This is a genomic window from Phyllobacterium sophorae (assembly GCF_003010965.1).
GTDB lineage: Bacteria > Pseudomonadota > Alphaproteobacteria > Rhizobiales > Rhizobiaceae > Phyllobacterium > Phyllobacterium sophorae.
Map to the genome: position 1 here is coordinate 1 of NZ_PGGM01000029.1, position 15,652 is coordinate 15,652.

12 protein-coding genes and 4 pseudogenes are annotated in these 15,652 nt (G+C 56.7%); 7 read left to right on the forward strand and 9 right to left on the reverse strand.

Going from position 1 to position 15,652, the window contains the following annotated elements:
* Positions 1–706: 706 nt before the first annotated feature.
* On the forward strand, positions 707–1,411 hold the full coding sequence (locus CU103_RS31865; protein WP_210203864.1) for an aspartate/glutamate racemase family protein: 705 nt from the start codon (positions 707–709) through the stop codon (positions 1,409–1,411).
* Here CU103_RS31865 and CU103_RS30535 read toward each other — a convergent pair.
* Complete coding sequence (locus CU103_RS30535; RefSeq protein ID WP_425350684.1) at positions 1,381–1,653, reverse strand: hypothetical protein; 273 nt, start codon at positions 1,651–1,653, stop codon at positions 1,381–1,383. The two genes, CU103_RS31865 and CU103_RS30535, sit on opposite strands and share 31 nt — an antisense overlap.
* On the opposite strand from CU103_RS30535, the pseudogene CU103_RS32405 reads away from it, so the two are divergent.
* A pseudogene (locus tag CU103_RS32405) lies at positions 1,623–1,968 on the forward strand (transposase); the annotation flags it as partial. The gene CU103_RS30535 and the pseudogene CU103_RS32405 sit on opposite strands and share 31 nt — an antisense overlap.
* 241 nt (positions 1,969–2,209) lie before the next feature.
* Here CU103_RS32405 and CU103_RS30545 read toward each other — a convergent pair.
* The 6 genes and pseudogenes from CU103_RS30545 to CU103_RS30565 all read right to left on the reverse strand — a co-directional run.
* Positions 2,210–2,581: pseudogene (locus tag CU103_RS30545) on the reverse strand (IS21 family transposase); the annotation flags it as partial.
* A gap of 247 nt (positions 2,582–2,828) precedes the next feature.
* Positions 2,829–4,121 carry an NAD(P)/FAD-dependent oxidoreductase gene (locus CU103_RS30550; RefSeq protein ID WP_106667776.1) on the reverse strand — a complete coding sequence of 431 codons (1,293 nt, stop codon included), beginning with the start codon at positions 4,119–4,121 and terminating at the stop codon, positions 2,829–2,831.
* Positions 4,118–5,548, reverse strand: a complete 1,431-nt coding sequence (locus CU103_RS30555; RefSeq protein ID WP_106667777.1) for an amidase — start codon at positions 5,546–5,548, stop codon at positions 4,118–4,120. Before CU103_RS30555 ends, CU103_RS30550 begins: the two co-directional genes overlap by 4 nt.
* 374 nt (positions 5,549–5,922) lie before the next feature.
* Positions 5,923–7,098 carry a M20 aminoacylase family protein gene (locus CU103_RS30560; protein ID WP_106667778.1) on the reverse strand — a complete coding sequence of 392 codons (1,176 nt, stop codon included), beginning with the start codon at positions 7,096–7,098 and terminating at the stop codon, positions 5,923–5,925.
* A 272-nt stretch (positions 7,099–7,370) separates the two neighbouring features.
* Positions 7,371–7,841 carry a M24 family metallopeptidase gene (locus CU103_RS32410; protein ID WP_245449091.1) on the reverse strand — a complete coding sequence of 157 codons (471 nt, stop codon included), beginning with the start codon at positions 7,839–7,841 and terminating at the stop codon, positions 7,371–7,373.
* Positions 7,736–8,548, reverse strand: a complete 813-nt coding sequence (locus CU103_RS30565; protein ID WP_245449089.1) for a M24 family metallopeptidase — start codon at positions 8,546–8,548, stop codon at positions 7,736–7,738. The genes CU103_RS32410 and CU103_RS30565 overlap by 106 nt, the downstream gene beginning before the upstream one ends.
* A 1,188-nt stretch (positions 8,549–9,736) precedes the next feature.
* Here CU103_RS30565 and CU103_RS30575 point away from each other — a divergent pair.
* From CU103_RS30575 to CU103_RS30595, 5 genes and pseudogenes are all read left to right on the forward strand, one after another.
* Positions 9,737–9,934 (forward strand): hypothetical protein, encoded by a 198-nt coding sequence (locus CU103_RS30575; protein ID WP_106667780.1) that lies wholly within the window; start codon positions 9,737–9,739, stop codon positions 9,932–9,934.
* A 69-nt stretch (positions 9,935–10,003) separates the two neighbouring features.
* On the forward strand, positions 10,004–10,801 hold the full coding sequence (locus CU103_RS30580) for a recombinase family protein (protein ID WP_245449090.1): 798 nt from the start codon (positions 10,004–10,006) through the stop codon (positions 10,799–10,801).
* A gap of 473 nt (positions 10,802–11,274) precedes the next feature.
* The gene (locus CU103_RS30585; protein WP_106667781.1) at positions 11,275–12,459 is read left to right on the forward strand and encodes an aminotransferase class V-fold PLP-dependent enzyme; all 1,185 of its coding nucleotides are present in this window, start codon (positions 11,275–11,277) and stop codon (positions 12,457–12,459) included.
* A 29-nt stretch (positions 12,460–12,488) separates the two neighbouring features.
* On the forward strand, positions 12,489–13,637 hold the full coding sequence (locus CU103_RS30590; RefSeq protein ID WP_106667782.1) for a M20 family metallopeptidase: 1,149 nt from the start codon (positions 12,489–12,491) through the stop codon (positions 13,635–13,637).
* Between the two features lie 220 nt (positions 13,638–13,857).
* A pseudogene (locus tag CU103_RS30595) lies at positions 13,858–13,990 on the forward strand (IS3 family transposase); the annotation flags it as partial.
* A gap of 101 nt (positions 13,991–14,091) precedes the next feature.
* Here the strand turns inward: CU103_RS30595 and CU103_RS31870 are convergent.
* A pseudogene (locus CU103_RS31870) lies at positions 14,092–14,565 on the reverse strand (transposase); the annotation flags it as partial.
* A gap of 371 nt (positions 14,566–14,936) precedes the next feature.
* The gene (locus tag CU103_RS30605; RefSeq protein WP_106667783.1) at positions 14,937–15,401 is read right to left on the reverse strand and encodes an Lrp/AsnC family transcriptional regulator; all 465 of its coding nucleotides are present in this window, start codon (positions 15,399–15,401) and stop codon (positions 14,937–14,939) included.
* Positions 15,402–15,652 lie beyond the last annotated feature (251 nt).

The window sequence follows — 15,652 nt, forward strand, 5'->3', positions numbered from 1 at the left end:
GAATTCTCCGACCGCGTCTGCTTCTTTTACGACGGCAAAATCGCCGAACAGGGCCCGCCCGACCAGTTCTTCGGCAATCCGCAGAACGAGCGAACGCGACAGTTCCTCAGTGCCGTGCTCGAGGCGAGGTAAGGTCGATCGTACTGCTGGTCGAGTTGTGCGCTGGCACAATTGCCCGCCGGAACTAGGTGTTTGGAAGGAGAGGCTGCACCGGACTTAGCTGCTTTCCGAGGCAGACAAGGAACAGCGTATCCTCGGCATGAAAACGGGAGAGCTTCCACCTCAAGCCAGTCTTCCGATTGAGCGGCCGACGGGGCTTGCTCGCAAGCCGAGAAATCGATCCCTATTTCCCCGCCATTGGCCATTAGCGATTAAGGTTGCTTCGTGCACGCATGTTCAATGAAAAACTAAGATCGTTGCATCCGAAGGAGCCTAAGTCAGAGCCCATTTGGCTCCGGACACGCGCACCGGCTTCATACGAGCTTGGGGTCTTCAGCATTAACGAGTTTGTACCCCACTCATGCGCATGTAGCAAAATAACGCCGATCTCCTGCGTTTGGAAGGGATATTTCGCTCAAACTGCCCTTTCTGACGCTGCTATATTCATAAACGGCACCGAGCAGCCTGCAACTCTGAACTGACGGCCAGTATTGCTAAGGAAACAATGACCACAGCAACTGCTTCCCGACTCAAGAAAGCTCCTTCCATGACGAATCAACCACAAAGAGCCCTCGGAATTTTAGGACTGGAGGTCGGGCTGGCGCCCGGCGAATTTCCGCCTCCACTTCCATACTCGGTTTTCAATCCAGCAACTTTCGACTTCCCACTAATCATAGAGACGGCGGCAGGAGCTTGGGCGGATAGGGTCATCCCTGGCGATCCTACGCTCGAACCGGCCTACATTGCAGCTGCCCAGCGACTGGTCGAGCGTGGCGCCGTCGCAATATGCGGAGACTGTGGCTTCGCTATCCGGCATCAGGCAGCGGTGGCTGCGTCGGTCAAAGTTCCGGTGGCGATGTCGAGCCTGCTATTGGCGCCCACGCTACTCCGGCAGCTTCCGGCCGACGCGAAGCTCGCCGTTGTGGCTGCAGACTCGACACATTGCGGCGTAGATCTGCTGGGTGTCGATGATCCAGCCGCACGGGCAAGAGTAGTGATCGGCGGCATCGAAGGCGGTGCGTTGTGGCGTAACGGGAAGACTCGGCCACCAAAGCCGACTAGTGTCGCCGAGATTGAGTTTGATGTGGAGGCCTGTGTCGCGCGACTTCGCGCTGCACATCCGGAAATTGCCGCACTCCTGTTTGAATGTACGTTGTTCCCGACGGTGACGCCAGCCATCCGCCGTATGACAGGACTGCCCATTTATGACACCGCAACGCTTTATCGGATGACGTTCGCGTCCGTCGCTTGATTGCCGGAAAGGGCTTCAGACAGTCTGCGAACAAACCCCTTGGCCTTTTCCTTGGGTATCGTCGTGACGACATCCGTCCGTGCGCCCCACGCTTGCGAATGATCCGATGCCCCGAAGCCGTCATTGACGTGAGTGATATGGCTCTTTTCCATATTCAGCATCAACTTCAACTCACCTTCCAGAAACACACGGCATTCCTCGCGGATTTCCTCTGCCTGAGCCTTGGTTCCTTTTACGATCACGACAAAGCTGCGCCTGGCTCGGGCTGACCAGACGCCGCTATCGGTCGGGCGAGGTCGATTACGATGGTTCATATCTCACGGAGAGGCGACAACCGTCTGCGCGGCTGCTTTACGAAGCAGCGACAGGGATGCTTGCGCGAACCAGCGCCAGGAATGAAAGTCGCCTGAAAGACTGGGGCTCAGTTACGCGAGCGGCTTGGCTTCAAGCGGGCCGCTGTGGCCGTTGCCCGCAAACTCGCGGTTATCATGCATACCATGCTCAAGACGGGAGAAATCTTCAACCCATCGGCCGCAGAGACTGCGCGCAAAACTTAGGAAGACCTTGCCTGCGAAGACCATGATGCGACGGTCTTGTACCGACCGCGGAGACAACCATGTTCCCGACAAACGATTGCTCTCACATCAAAATGAAGTACTGAGCGAACCCTGAGAACGCGCCATACGACCGATCCCAAGGGGTCAAATCTTCAATTCGCTTGACACCGTGCCGTGAACACGTGTCCGGAACTCCTCGCGCGTTTGTAAACGGGCTTGACTCGCAAAGCGCGATTAGACAACCAAGTGTAGCCGTAGCCGTTTGATGGCCCTCACGGTATTCCTGCCACAGCAGATTGAGCGTCACGCCTTTGCGCTTCAGATCGCGGGCAATCTTCGGCCAATCCGGCTCATTGGTGTCACGCGGCGGTCGCCCCATCCGACGGAAGAGCCGTCGCTCCAGTACCTCATCATCGTCCAGCCCAGGAGGAAGCGGCCAGACTGCAAGACCGGCTTCACGTGCCCGCAGCAAATACGTCGATACCGACGTCTTGCTTATCTTCAAACGTTCCGAAACGGCGCGTATCGGCAGTTCCTGCTCAAACGTCAACCGCAGTATTGATCGGATATCCTTCACGCTCGTATCTCTCGCTTGCTTCCGTCTGGGCGTCATGTCCTCGCTCAAAAACACGAGGGCAAATTGCCAGATCGGCGCTCACGAAAATCGATCTAAATCCACCGCCTACTTTGTCCGCGACTTACTGAAATCCTTGTCCGCGACTTTGTGAAACCCGCATCTATGACACCGCAACGCTTTATCGTATGACGTTCGCGTCCGGCGCTTGACCGCATAGAGGCCATCGAAAATATCCTAACGGATGAGGTCAGGTCTGGATGGCGATCCGTTTGGAAATGCACTTTCATGATAAGAGCGGCCACACGGCAAGTTGTTGTCCGGCGTCAGCAGCACCAGTTAGACAGAACCGATCGGAGCGGAAAGGTGTAAGGTCGATGGCGGGGGGCGTGCGTCCAACGAGGTCAGCAACAAGCCTCCCGGTTTGCGGTCCGCTGGTCATGCCGCTATGGGCGTGTCCAAAGGCCAGGATCAGCCCGTCATGGCAACGGGCTCGGTCGATGATCGGCAGGTGGTCGGGCAGACAGGGCCGATGTCCCATCCAGACGCTGTGGTTCTCCACGTTTAGGTCCGGCATGATCTGCTTAATTCGCTTGACCAAAACCTCGGCACGTTCGGGCCGCATTGGCGCATCTAACCCAGCGAATTCGAGCGTTCCGGCGATGCGGATGTCACCGTCGATAGGCGACGCCGCGGCCGGCCGATCGGAACATATGATTGGGAATGGCGGCGCCGGGATGTTCGGATTTGGGAAGGTGGCGTGGTAGCCGCGCTCGGTTTCGAGCGGAAAACGGTAGCCAAGTGGACCCAGCAGTTTTCCAGACCAGGCGCCTGCGGCGACGACGACCGTATCGAAGCTGCGGTTGGCGATGGATGTGATCAGGCGCCAGCCGTTGGCCTGAGGTATCAGTCGAACAACCTCTTCGCGGACGATCGACCCTCCTTCTGACTCAACCTGTGCAGCGAGGCGGCAAACGACCCGGTATGGGTTCACGGCGTGACCGCGACGCTCGTGGAGGATCGCGTGCGAGATCTTTACCTTGAGCGTTGGTACCAGGTCCCGGACTTCGTCTCGGGAGAGGGTCCTGGCCGACACACCATGCCGTTGCCAGATCATATCCGTGATGGGCTGGCGGGCCAGGTTATCCTGCCAGAAGTAAAGCTGGCCGTCGCAGCGAATCAACTCGGAAAAGGCTGCCGGTCCGAGCATGGCCTCGTACTCTGCGAACGCCGGAGACTGTAGCGCCATGATTGCGTCCGAACTCTTCAGCACGCGGTCCAGTTTACCGGCCCGCATCCATCGCACGAGGTAGGGTACGACCCGAGGCAAGTAGCGCGGCTGGATCGCCAGCGGGCCCAATGGATTGAGCAAGTAACCCGGGACCTTCCTCAGCAGACCCGGGATCGATAGCGGCACGCAGCTGTCCGGGCTGATCATGCCAGCATTGCCGAACGAGGTCCCGCTCCCGGGTCCTTGCCGCTCTATTATCGTCACGTGATGCCCGCGGCGGAGGAGGTTCAGCGCAATCGAGGTGCCGACTATGCCGGCACCGATGACAGCCACGTTCTGTTGGTTCATCTGGACGTCCTTAGTAACGACATGCCGGGTTGAGAAAGATGTCCCAAGCGACTTTCGATCGCATATGCCGCGGTTAGGACGGTGGTGTCGGAATAGCGCGCACCGACCAGTTGTAGCCCGACGGGCAGCCCTTGATCATCTAGTCCCGATGGAATGGATGCTGCTGGTTGCTGGGTCAAGTTGAAGGGGTAGGTGAAGGGGGTCCAGTCCACCCACCCCGTGTAACTATCATCTGGCACATTTCGTCCGACTGGGAACGGGGCGATAGGCATCGTTGGTGTGACCAAGAGATCGTATTTTTCGTGGAGCTTCGCCATAAGAGCGGAAAGCTCGAACCGCGTCGCCTCAGCATCCTGAAATTCGGCAAGCGTGATCTTCAGCCCGCGTTCGGCACCTTCCAGAAAGCCAGGATCCAGTAGCTGTCTTTGCTGTTTGTTCATTCGTGACACAATACGGGCGGCGCCGGCGAACCAAAATGTAGCAAATATCTCGACCGGATCCGCGAATCCCGGATTGACTTCGACCACCTCGGCTCCAAGAGCCCGAAGCTGGTCGACCGCATTATCGGTAACTTTTTTGATGTCGTGCGCCAATTTCACATACCCAAGGTCCCGGCTATAGCCGACCCGCAGACCCTTAAGGGTTTTTGGTGGATCGATGTCGAGACCGGGATAAGCGGGTCCCGCATAACCGTCGCGAGCGTCCTTTCGTGCGATGACATTCATCATCAGGATCGCATCCGCGACCGTGCGGGTCATCGGCCCCAAATGAGACAGCGTGGTCATGGCGCTAGCGGGCCATTGCGGAACGATGCCGAAGGTCGGCTTGAAGCCGAAGGTTCCTGTGAAGCTCGCTGGTATCCGGATTGATCCCCCACCGTCGCTACCTTGATGAAGAAAGCCAAGGTTGAGGGCCGCCGCGACTGCGGCGCCGCCCGAAGAGCCGCCTGGCGTCAGGTCAGGATCCCAGGGGTTGCGGGTGATGCCGTAGAGAGGGCTATCTGTAACACCTTTCCAGCCAAACTCCGGAGTGGTGGTCTTGCCAAGGATAACGGCACCGGCCTCGCGAATGCGCGCTGTAACGGGCGCGTCGTCTGTCCAGGGTCCCTCGGCGCTACCGGACAATGAGCCACGTCTTGTCGGCCAGCCTCGTGTCAAGGTGAGGTCTTTGATGGTGGTCGGAATGCCATCAATTACTCCGGCTGGTTCCCCCTTCATCCATCGACCCTCCGAAGCTCGAGCAACAGACCTGGCCCCTTCGTGGTCGACGAGGCAAAATGCGTTCAGCGTCGGGTTGTTGGCGTCGATGCGGCCGAGACTGTCATCGACGACTTCAACGGGCGAGAGCTGCCGCCTTCGGTACAGTTCTAGGCATTCGCACGCCGATAAACCCTCAAGAGATGTTGGCACGGATGAACAACTCTTCATTTTATGAATTCCACTACGTTATGTTCTTCAGGCACACCCGCCCCCTTGTTGGTTATTTTACGGCCCTCTCGACCTTACTGGAGCTGCAGTGACTCCCTTGCATCTTTCGCTACCCGGCAGTGCGCATCACATTCAGATTGTGTATTAATGTCATCTGGCAACGAGATAGCTGGAAGCTAGTGAGGGCCGTGGCCAGATTCATGGGCTACACACAGAAACGAACCGACACATTTTCCAGCTATGTATATAAAATTCAGCAACTTGGCTGGTGGTAATGCGCCGGCACACGGTGAATGAAGCAAGAAATTGGAGCAGTTCAGCGATCGAGCGTCTAATCGGGCCCGATCACGAAATACGTTCCCCGTCGCAATACCTCAAGCCACGAGCGTGTTCTCTACGAGCTTGATCCAGTACGATGTTCCGTACGGAATCGCCTCGTCGTTGAAATTGTAGGCAGGGTGATGCAAGCCGGCGCTGTCGCCGTTTCCGCACCAGACGAAAGCACCGGGCCGCGCCTGCGCCATGAAGGAGAAATCTTCCCCTCCCATGACCGGCGGCGTCTCGAGCACGTTGTTTTCACCGACCACGTCCTTCGCCGCGCCTACCGCAAGCTCGGTCTGCAGGGCCTGGTTGAAGAGGACTGCATCGAAGCTCTGGAAACTAAGATCTATCTTGGCGCCGGTTATTTGGGCGGTGCCGGCGACCACCTCGCCGAGTCGCTTCTGGAGAAGCTTACGCACTTCCGGCTTCAGCGTGCGCATGGTGCCCACCAGCTCCGCTGTCTGTGGAATGACCGGCACTAGTCTCTGCCCCGCCTGGAATTGGTGGAACGAAATTCCTGCTGATTCCAAAGGGTCAACGTTCTGAGCCAAGATCTGCTGCAGAGCCGTGATGAGCTGCGCGCCGACAAGGATGGGGTCGATGCATTCATTGGGCCTTCCGGGATGACCGCCGCGGCCTTCAATTCTGATCTCGATGCCATCCGTTGCCGCCATCACCGGACCTTGCCGGATGCCGAAGGCACCAATCGGCAAGCCTGGACGATTGTGCATTCCAAAGATCTGTTCGATACCGAAGCGCTCCATCAAACCGTCTTCTATCATGGCGACCGCGCCCCTACCGATCTCCTCGGCAGGTTGGAAGATCATGACTGCCGTTCCGGCAAAATTCCGAGTCTCGGCAAGGTGCCGCGCCGCGCCCAACAGCATCGCGGTGTGGCCGTCATGACCACAGGCATGCATCAAACCTTCGTTCTTGGACGCATAGGGCACATCGGTCGCTTCGTCGATTGGCAGCGCATCCATATCAGCGCGCAATCCGATGACCTTGGGATTGCCGTCGCCCACGACCCTATTGCCCTTGATGACGCCGACGACGCCGGTCTTGCCGAGGCCGGTCACGACCTCGTCGCAGCCGAATTCGCGCAGCCGCTCGGCGACAAAGGCCGAAGTACGTGGGATGTCAAAGCCCAGTTCGGGATGTGCGTGAATATCTTGGCGCCAAGCCACAATCTCAGGGAGAAGGTCGGCGACGCTATTGAAAATGGCCATGGGAGTTTCCTTTCTTTTCGATGTTGTAAGATCGATGCAGTCTACGCCTCGTAGACCCGAATTTGCAGGCGAACTAGGCGCGTTTGTCCCTGGGCGCATGCCCCGATCCTCTTTTGCAACGAAGGCGCGCCAAGACTAACTTGGCCGCCTGCCGCGCCCGGAGACCGCCCCGGCAAATACGTCCTCCGCAATGGCGCGTCGACACGATCGACCTCCAGCTGATCGAGCGCCGAAGATATGCTGTCTGCAGTCAGTCCTATAACTCCCATCTCTCATCGCACGAAAAGTTTGCGCTCGAAATTCGTGAGTATTTCACATCCTGTCTCTGTCACGCGGACGGTTTCGCTTGTCCCCGCGTGGGCCAAGCCAGATACCTCAACGACAGAGGGAATATGGAACGTCATGTTTGGACGGAGCGTGCGACTTTCTCCCCGCTGGAAAGAAAGAATATAGCCCTCGCCCCAATCAGGCGCGTAATTGACTCCAATCGAGTATCCGGTTCGCTTAAATCGCCCCTCATAGCCACCGTCCGTCACTGCCCTTGACCAGACATCCCAAACTTCCCCGAGGGGACACCCTGGCCGGATGGCCTCAAGCATTTTTTCAGGGGCCTTGCGGGACACATCTTCCATGCGCACTAACTCACGGCTAGCTGACTTGGCGACGGCAATTCGTATGAGCGCTGCACTGTAGCGCCTGACATTGCCCGACAGTTCCAGCAGGACTGGATCGCCCTCGACGATTTTCTGCCGGACCAGGTCGCATGTGCGTGGGTGGTTCGAATGCCCGATGAAATAAGTGGCGGCCCGCCCGGGTACTCGCTGCCCATGATTGTCGCAACCCGCTGCATCTCGGCAGCGATATCATCTTCGCTTGCGCCAACGTGAACTTGGTTAAGGCCGGCCTCCATACCCGCATTCGCGATCCGGGCAGCCTGGCGAATATACTCGATTTCGAGTTCCGATTTCACAACCCTAGCGCGTTCGACGGTGAGGGATCCGTCTTCAAATCTCGTGGCTGAAAGCAGTTCTTTGAGTCGTTCATAGTTTCTGATTGTCAGAAACCAGCTTATTTTTTCGATTCCAATGGTCGAGTTGGCGAATCCCTTGGTTCGGATCGTGTCTGCAAGGAGTTCGATGGGAGATTCGTGGTCCATGTAACTAGTGCGTTGATCGGTCCACGCATACAGTTCGACTTTTGTAACTTCTATTACAGGGATTATAAGGAATGGATCGCCGTCACTCGGCACTAACAAGAACTGAGCAGAGGCATAGCCTGTTGTATCGAAACCGGTCATGTAGTAGATGTTTTCAGGAGTTGTCACAACCAGAAGATCCAGGTGCTTATCCGACATCTCCTGTCGAACAGCTTTGAGGCGCCGCTCAAATTCGGCAATTGGAAATGCCAGATCTTTTTGGACAACGGCCGCGCCCACGCCTGAGACTTTCATCTATTTCATCCTTGATTCATCGGTACGTCGCTCCGTATGCCCGAAGGGTAGCAAGTGCCACACAATTTCTTTACGCGAAGGCCTCGCCGGTTCTGCAGGAAATCGGCGTTTTTTGGTAAACCGCGCACAATATCCGCACGGCCAAGCGCGACCCGAGCCAGATGCGAGCATTTTGGAATTCGAAGGTCGTCGTATTCCACGTAGCGCGACATTCATATCTGCCATATCTACGCGATCGCGGTCGAGGCTGATGGATGCCAACTGGAGCATAGAGGACCGATTGCTTCTGATTAGACTACGGCTGAGAACGCCGGTGCAAAAATCCACTACTGAAGCGGCCGTATAGTCTGGCTGTTGACCGGAGTAAACTCAGTCAGCGGTAGCCTTCGCGCCTTTGGCCGAGGGCGGGTACAAAGAGCGTGGAGCTTTATGCGCGGGTGCGGCGTGCCGTCTTCATTGATGGCTTGAGCAAACGGGAAGCGGCGCTGCTTTTCGGCATCGACCGACGGACGGTCAACAAGAAGCCGCGATTTTCCGTGCCGCCGGGCTACCGACGCAGCAAGACGGTTCGCCGCGCAAAGCTCGACCGTTCACCGACATCCTCGATCGGATCCCGCAGGAAGAGCGCGAACGGCCGAAGAAGCCACCTCGAAGCGGATCTTCGAGCGGCTGAGCAAAGAGCACGGCTTTCTCGGGACGGCACCCGCAAGTGTTTATGGAGCTTGTTTCCCACTACCTGTTTGCGATTGCTTCGGCCGTCCCGACCGTCGGTCCATAGGGATGATGGTCTCGGAAGCTGGTCGACGGTAGCCAAGGCGCTGTGCGGACGTATAACGCAGCGACAGAACGCCCACGGGACCATTGAGCGGAAGCTTCTTTATCCGTGGCATCCCTGGAGCGGACATGTTGTCAAGGTTCACGAGGTGATCGACAAGGCCGACGGGGACTTCTTCCGCTGCAGTCTTACAGGCTTGGTATCGGACCGTTGGCTGGAGATCCCATCCTGGATGTTCGACCATTAAGATAGCGTACCCTGGCAAGTTTGCGCAGCTCCGCAAGTTGATATCGGCGCGCTGTACCCTTTGGCCAATTTCCTTCAGGACGTGGTGCCTGCTTTGGACGCAGCATCACAATTATCGAATTCGAACGCAGCATTGATCTCTCACGACACGAATCGGAGCGATGCCCATGCCACGCCAACGCCAGTCCTATCAGTTCGATCTGTTCTCCCATCCGCAGGACGCCGAGACGGCACAAACGCCGCAATGGCAGACACTACCCGAAGAGACGCGCCAGATGCTCACGAAGATGATGGTCCGTCTGATCCTCGAACACGTCAGTGGCGACCACGCCGCGGAACGAGAGGAGGTGCATCATGATGTCTGAGAAGATTAGTCCGCATCATTTGGAGCGCAAGGCCTTCTCTGTGTCCGGCAATCCTCGGCTCATCAGGTATTGCACAATCGCGAGAGCAGCACCCTGCAATATGCCATGCGCGATCGCCTGATGCCGCTGGGCTGGTCCTGCATTGAAACGGTAGATGATGATCTCGCTCGCTCGGCGGCGGGTGGCGTAGCACGCGCCGGATTTAATCGCATGGTGGTCGAGGTCTGCCTTGACAAAGTCGGTGCCGTCGCGGCGCGGGAAGTCTCGCGCTTTGCCCGCAACAGCCGCGACCGGCAGCAGCTTATCGAGATGTGCCGGGTCGTCGATACCGTGCTGATTGACCAGGAGACGGTCTATGCGCCGCGGCAGGGCAACGATCGGCTGCTGCTGGGATTGAAGGGGAGCCTCAATGAATACGAGCTCGATCTTCTGCGCCAGCGTTCCCTGTCGGCCCGGTACGAGAAAGCCCGGCGTGGTGAACTCGTCGTCACTGCCCCGGTTGGTTTCCTGAAGGTCGGTGACCGGATTGAGAAGGATCCCGATCGCCGCGTCCAAGAGGCCATCACCCTTGTCTTCGACAAGGTGGCCGAGTTCGGTAGCGCCCGACAAGCTTTGCTGTGGTTCCTCGAGCATGGGCTGGATTTGCCTGCGAAGTGCAACAACCGTGAAGTGGTCTGGCGGCGGCCAAATGCGACGATCCGCCGGATGATCGAGAATTCGATCTACGGCGGGCCTATGCTTATGGTAAGAATCGTGCCGCGCCGGGATACGGTGCGGCGGGCAGTCGATCTGGGATCCGCCGCAAGGCACGGGAAATGGCTGGCGCTGTCAGTTGGGAGCGGGCAGAGGCGATCCGCAAGATGGTGAGCGACAACAGGCCGGCGTCACCTGGCACGTTATTACTCCGGCTAACGGGCGCACACAATTAATCCGGCGTTGAGATACGGCAACGTCCGCATCATGCCGGTATTTCGACATGGTTCCAATCTCCGCTAACAAGCGGTTGCCGATACTCCAGCAAAGTTCGCCTATTTCCTCTGTCGTAAGGCGATTGCGCGCGGCGCGGCGTAAAGGTTCTTTGGGCGGATCAATCCAGAACATTCAGGATCACTGCAAAGATCTCATCTCTGCGCAGGAAAACGGCGTAATTAGTTAGAAGTTTGTTTGAATTCAACGCAGGGCAATGCATAAAATAGGGAGGTCAGCGAAGACCTATGGCTGGCTTTCATTAGTTAAAGAATTTTTGGCCTCTATGGAACCTACCTATGCAACGCTCGCCCCAACCAACTAGCTCAAACGCCTCCTCAATCGCCAGCAGCCTCCTTATGAAGGAACGCCCCATGCTTCCTTTGGACCTCACTAAGGAGTTTCCCGCCACCGCAAACGCCGTCTACATGGATGTCGCGAACCAAGGGCTCATTTCAAGAACCACATGGGCATCTATCGAGCCGCATTTGGACAATCGGTTGCATGGAAGAAACGACGAAGAAAGCATGTTGGAACATGTCGAGCGTACTCGCACCAGGTTCGCGCAATTTATCAATTCAGATCAAAGCGAAATTGCTATTACAAAGAATGCATCAGAGGGCATCAATATAATCGCCAACGCGTTCGACTGGAGGCCTGGAGACAATGTCGTCCTGTGCCCAAAGTTGGAGCACGCAAACAACATCTTGCCTTGGCTTCAAGTGAAGGATCGCCACAATGTTGAGCTCCGAGTCGTGGAGCCGGACAACGGGTCAATTCCACCAGATGCCGTCGTAAAGGCAATTGATTCTCGCACCCGTATTGTCGCGCTGGCGACGGTGACAATGGTGCCGGGATTTCGAACCGTGCTCGAGCCAATATCGGAGGCCTGCAGGCATTATGGCGCCTTTCTTTTGGCGGACGCCACGCAGTCTGTTGGAATACTGCACACTGACGTTGCCCAACTCGGCATAGACGGTCTAGCTGTTTCCACGGTGAAGGGGCTGATGGGTCTTTATGGATCGGGATTCTTGTATTGCCGCCAGGAATGGGCCGATCGGCTAAATCCGGCCTACCTTGCGCGCTTCAGCGTAGACCTTGGAAACGCACCAGAATCGGCTCCAGTACCTAGTTCCGTGAAGTTGCGCCGCGGCGCCCCCCGGTTTGACGTTGGGCATTACAACTTTCCAGGCATGTTGGCTGCCTATGCGTCAATGGGGCAGTTACTTGAAATTGGAACCGCAGCGATTGAGCGAAGCGTCACGTCGCTGACAAAGCGGCTGGCCTCTGGTTTCTTAGAACTCGGGCTACCGGTCTGCGGCGGGCCTCCAGGGAGGCACACTGGTAGCATCGTAGCCCTTGGCGACACATCCGCACTTGTTGGAGGGCGCCCTGTCGACGACCGCATTCACTCGCTTCACGAGCACTTCACGAATAACCAGGTGATTGTCTCGGCACGCAGAGGCATGCTTCGGTTCTCCCTGCATCTTTACAACACCGACGACGAAGTAGATCGCGTGATCGACCTGGCCAAAATCTGGTTAAAGCAGCAAAAATAGCAATAATCATGCACAATAGAGGAGAGGTAATGTCAATCGCGTCCGTGCAGACTGTAGCGCTACTTCAGGAACTTATCAAAATCGAGAGCGTGAATCCGTCTTTGTCGCCAAAGGGAAGTGGAGAGCAAGCGGTTGCCGAACACCTCGAGCGTTTCTGCAACGAACGCAACCTCCCTTATGAATTTCAGGAGGTGGCAGACGGTCGCTCGAACTTCTTGACCTGGGTGCCTGGGAAGGACCCCGACAAGCGCATTCTATTCATCGCTCATATGGACACGGTTCCTATTGATAAGTGGGAGTCAGATCCGTTCTCTGGAGAGCAACGGGAAGGGCGGATCTATGGCCGAGGTAGTTGCGACACGAAAGGTTCGCTTGCAGCTATGTTGGTCGCCCTTAGCACCCTTGGAGAGCGGCAACCCAACGCCACCGTCGTGGTTGCAGCCAGCATTGACGAAGAGTTCCGCAAACTTGGAGCTCGCGCTATTGCTGATTCAGGCGTCACTTATGAGGGCGCGGTGGTCGGTGAACCAACGGAGTTAGAGCTTGTTGTGGCTCACATGGGTTCCGTCCGCTGGCAAATCGAGGTTGAGGGCGTGCCTGCTCATTCTTCAAAGCCTCATCTCGGTGTGAACGCGATCACGGGGATGGCCAAGGTAATATTGGCGCTTGATGAGCACCATCGGTCCCTGGTGTCTCGAGCGCAGCACCCATTGGTAGGCTCCTCACAACTGACCGTCAGTCTTATCGAAGGAGGTTTAGAACTTACCACTGTGCCGCCGGTATGCCGTATCTGGGTAGATCGGCGTCTTATACCAGGGGAGCGCCCGCAGGACGCCATACAGGAGGTGGAAAGCATATTGGAAGGCTTTCGCCGGGGTGAAGACAAGATCAACGTGCGGTCATTGCTGCCCGCGTTGGAAGACCCACCTCCAATCAGTTCTGAGTCGAGCAAAATTGCAGCAGTGGCAGCAGCGGCCTGTGCCGACGTCGCCGGGACCGGAGAGCAGAAAGGAGCCACAGGCGGCTCGGATGCAAATCAGCTGTCATTGGCCGGAATTCCTTGCGTCGTTATCGGGCCTGGGCGTACTGCTCAGGCCCATACGAACAACGAGTTCGTTGAAATAGATCAGCTAGCCAAGGTGGTCGAAATATACCAGAAAATCATGCTTAGCTATTAGACGTAGCCCAATTGTGCGAGTCGCAGATGCACCCTATGGCGGTGTGAAACAAATCCGCTATGGATATAAAGGGGGGCAGGGATCCAGAACCTGAAACTGGTGACCCCCCCCAAAATGGTCCACCGTTATGTTTAGGAAAACGGAGAATTGAAGCTGTTAAGCAAGCGGCACAAGCCGGAGGAGATGGTGACGAAGCTGCGACAGGTTAAGGTGCTTGTCGGACATCCTCGACGAGTTTAGCCGGGAATGCCTGACGATTAAGGTCAGGCGAAAGCTGAACTCGACCGGTGTCATCGACGCCTTGACCGATCTTCATCCTGCGTAGTGTGCCTAGCCCCATTCATTCCGACAACGTCCTAAGTGTGCGGCTGATCGTCAGCATGCTCGCGCTGCATGACGCTCGTCAAGTCCCATCGTTGAACCAGACGGCTTCCACTGGCACGGGAAAAGTCTCTTCTTTAGCGATGTAGCGTTCGAACTTATGCCGGACGCCGTTCTCACGCTGGCGGATTGCAACTGCCCAGCAATCCCCAAGGTCCCGGCGCAAACCCGCATTGCCGAACTTGGAAAGTCTGGCCACGATACTGACCGGATTGCTGTGTTGAGAGATCCGATCCGCAGAATTTGAGGAACTGCCGATGACGGTGGAAACGGCGTAGGTGACCAGCCTCCGCGATTTTGGTTAGGGCATTGATTGGCCGATCCCGGGAACCTGCCGCAGATCTAATAACCCGGGCTGTGTCGCAGCAGCTCATCGCCTTTGTTTCGATCTCGTTACGTTGGTGGATCAGGCTGCGGGCTTCGGCCACAAACATCCGGAACATGCGAATGGCGGGAGCATCAAGTGGCAGCGGCGATCCGATAGAGGTGCGAGCAGTCTCGAAAATATCGATAGAATCTGCGTCTTGCTGACTGTCCTGCCCACAACGTAGGATCGCTGGGTCGCCGGTGACACGTTGCGGATCGTCATGTTCTCGATCATCCGCCGGCGAATCGGGCTCATCTCGGCCATCTTTTTGCTCCTGTTTTCAAGATTGCGCTTCAACAGCCGCAATCCTTCAAAACAGAAGCGTCATCCGCAAACCGCCCCGCCGTGTCAGCGGCTTCGTTCAGCCCCTTCGATTCCGCTTAAGCCGTGAACCGCTCAAAAAGCCCAAAACCATGCTCAGGCGGACGCGAACAGCATCAGTAGCGAAATCGCCTTGAGACAGGATGTACGCGAAAACAGCAGGGCAACTCGCCAGGATTTGCACCATCCAGTGATCAGTGGTCGTCCGCTGCGGGCGCTTGTCGGTGGCGCTATTCATCAATTGGCAAAGAAAACGATGCCTTAATCCGATCCATAACGACCGTTGTCTTAAATATCTTTACTTCGGGTTGTTCGTAAAAAAAGCGACGGGTAAATGCCTCATACTCTGCCATGTCACGCGCAGAAACTGTAAGAATGAAATCGGCTTCACCTGTCACATAATATGCGCTCATGATCTCCGGCGTACGCCGGATCGTTTGCTTGAAACGATCAATGATATCTGAGCGATCACGCTCGAGACTGATGGACACCAGCATGAGCATGGGCCGTCCGACGGCTTCTGGCGAAACTACGGCAACATCAGCTAAAATCACACCGGCGTCTCGAAGTCGCTTCAGTCGCCGCTGACAAGCGGTAGCCGACAGCCCAGCAAGTTCGCCCAATTCCTCTGTCGAAAGGCGATTGTTGCGCTGCACGGCGTTGAGAATCTTCCGGTCAATTCGATCCAAATCCATTCATAATCTCTGCAAAAAGCGCGACTCTGCGCAGGAAAGCGGCGCTCTTATTCGTCGTTTCAACCTCGCTCAGTCGGTCCCATCAGGGGCCCACGACAAGGGTAAAAGACGCCGCGTACCTAGTTCGCCTCGAGCACGGCACTGAGGAACTGTCGCGTTCGCTCGTTCTGCGGATTGCCGAAGAACTGGTCGGGCGGGCCCTGTTCGGCGATTTTGCCGTCGTAAAAGAAGCAGACGCGGTCGGAGAATTC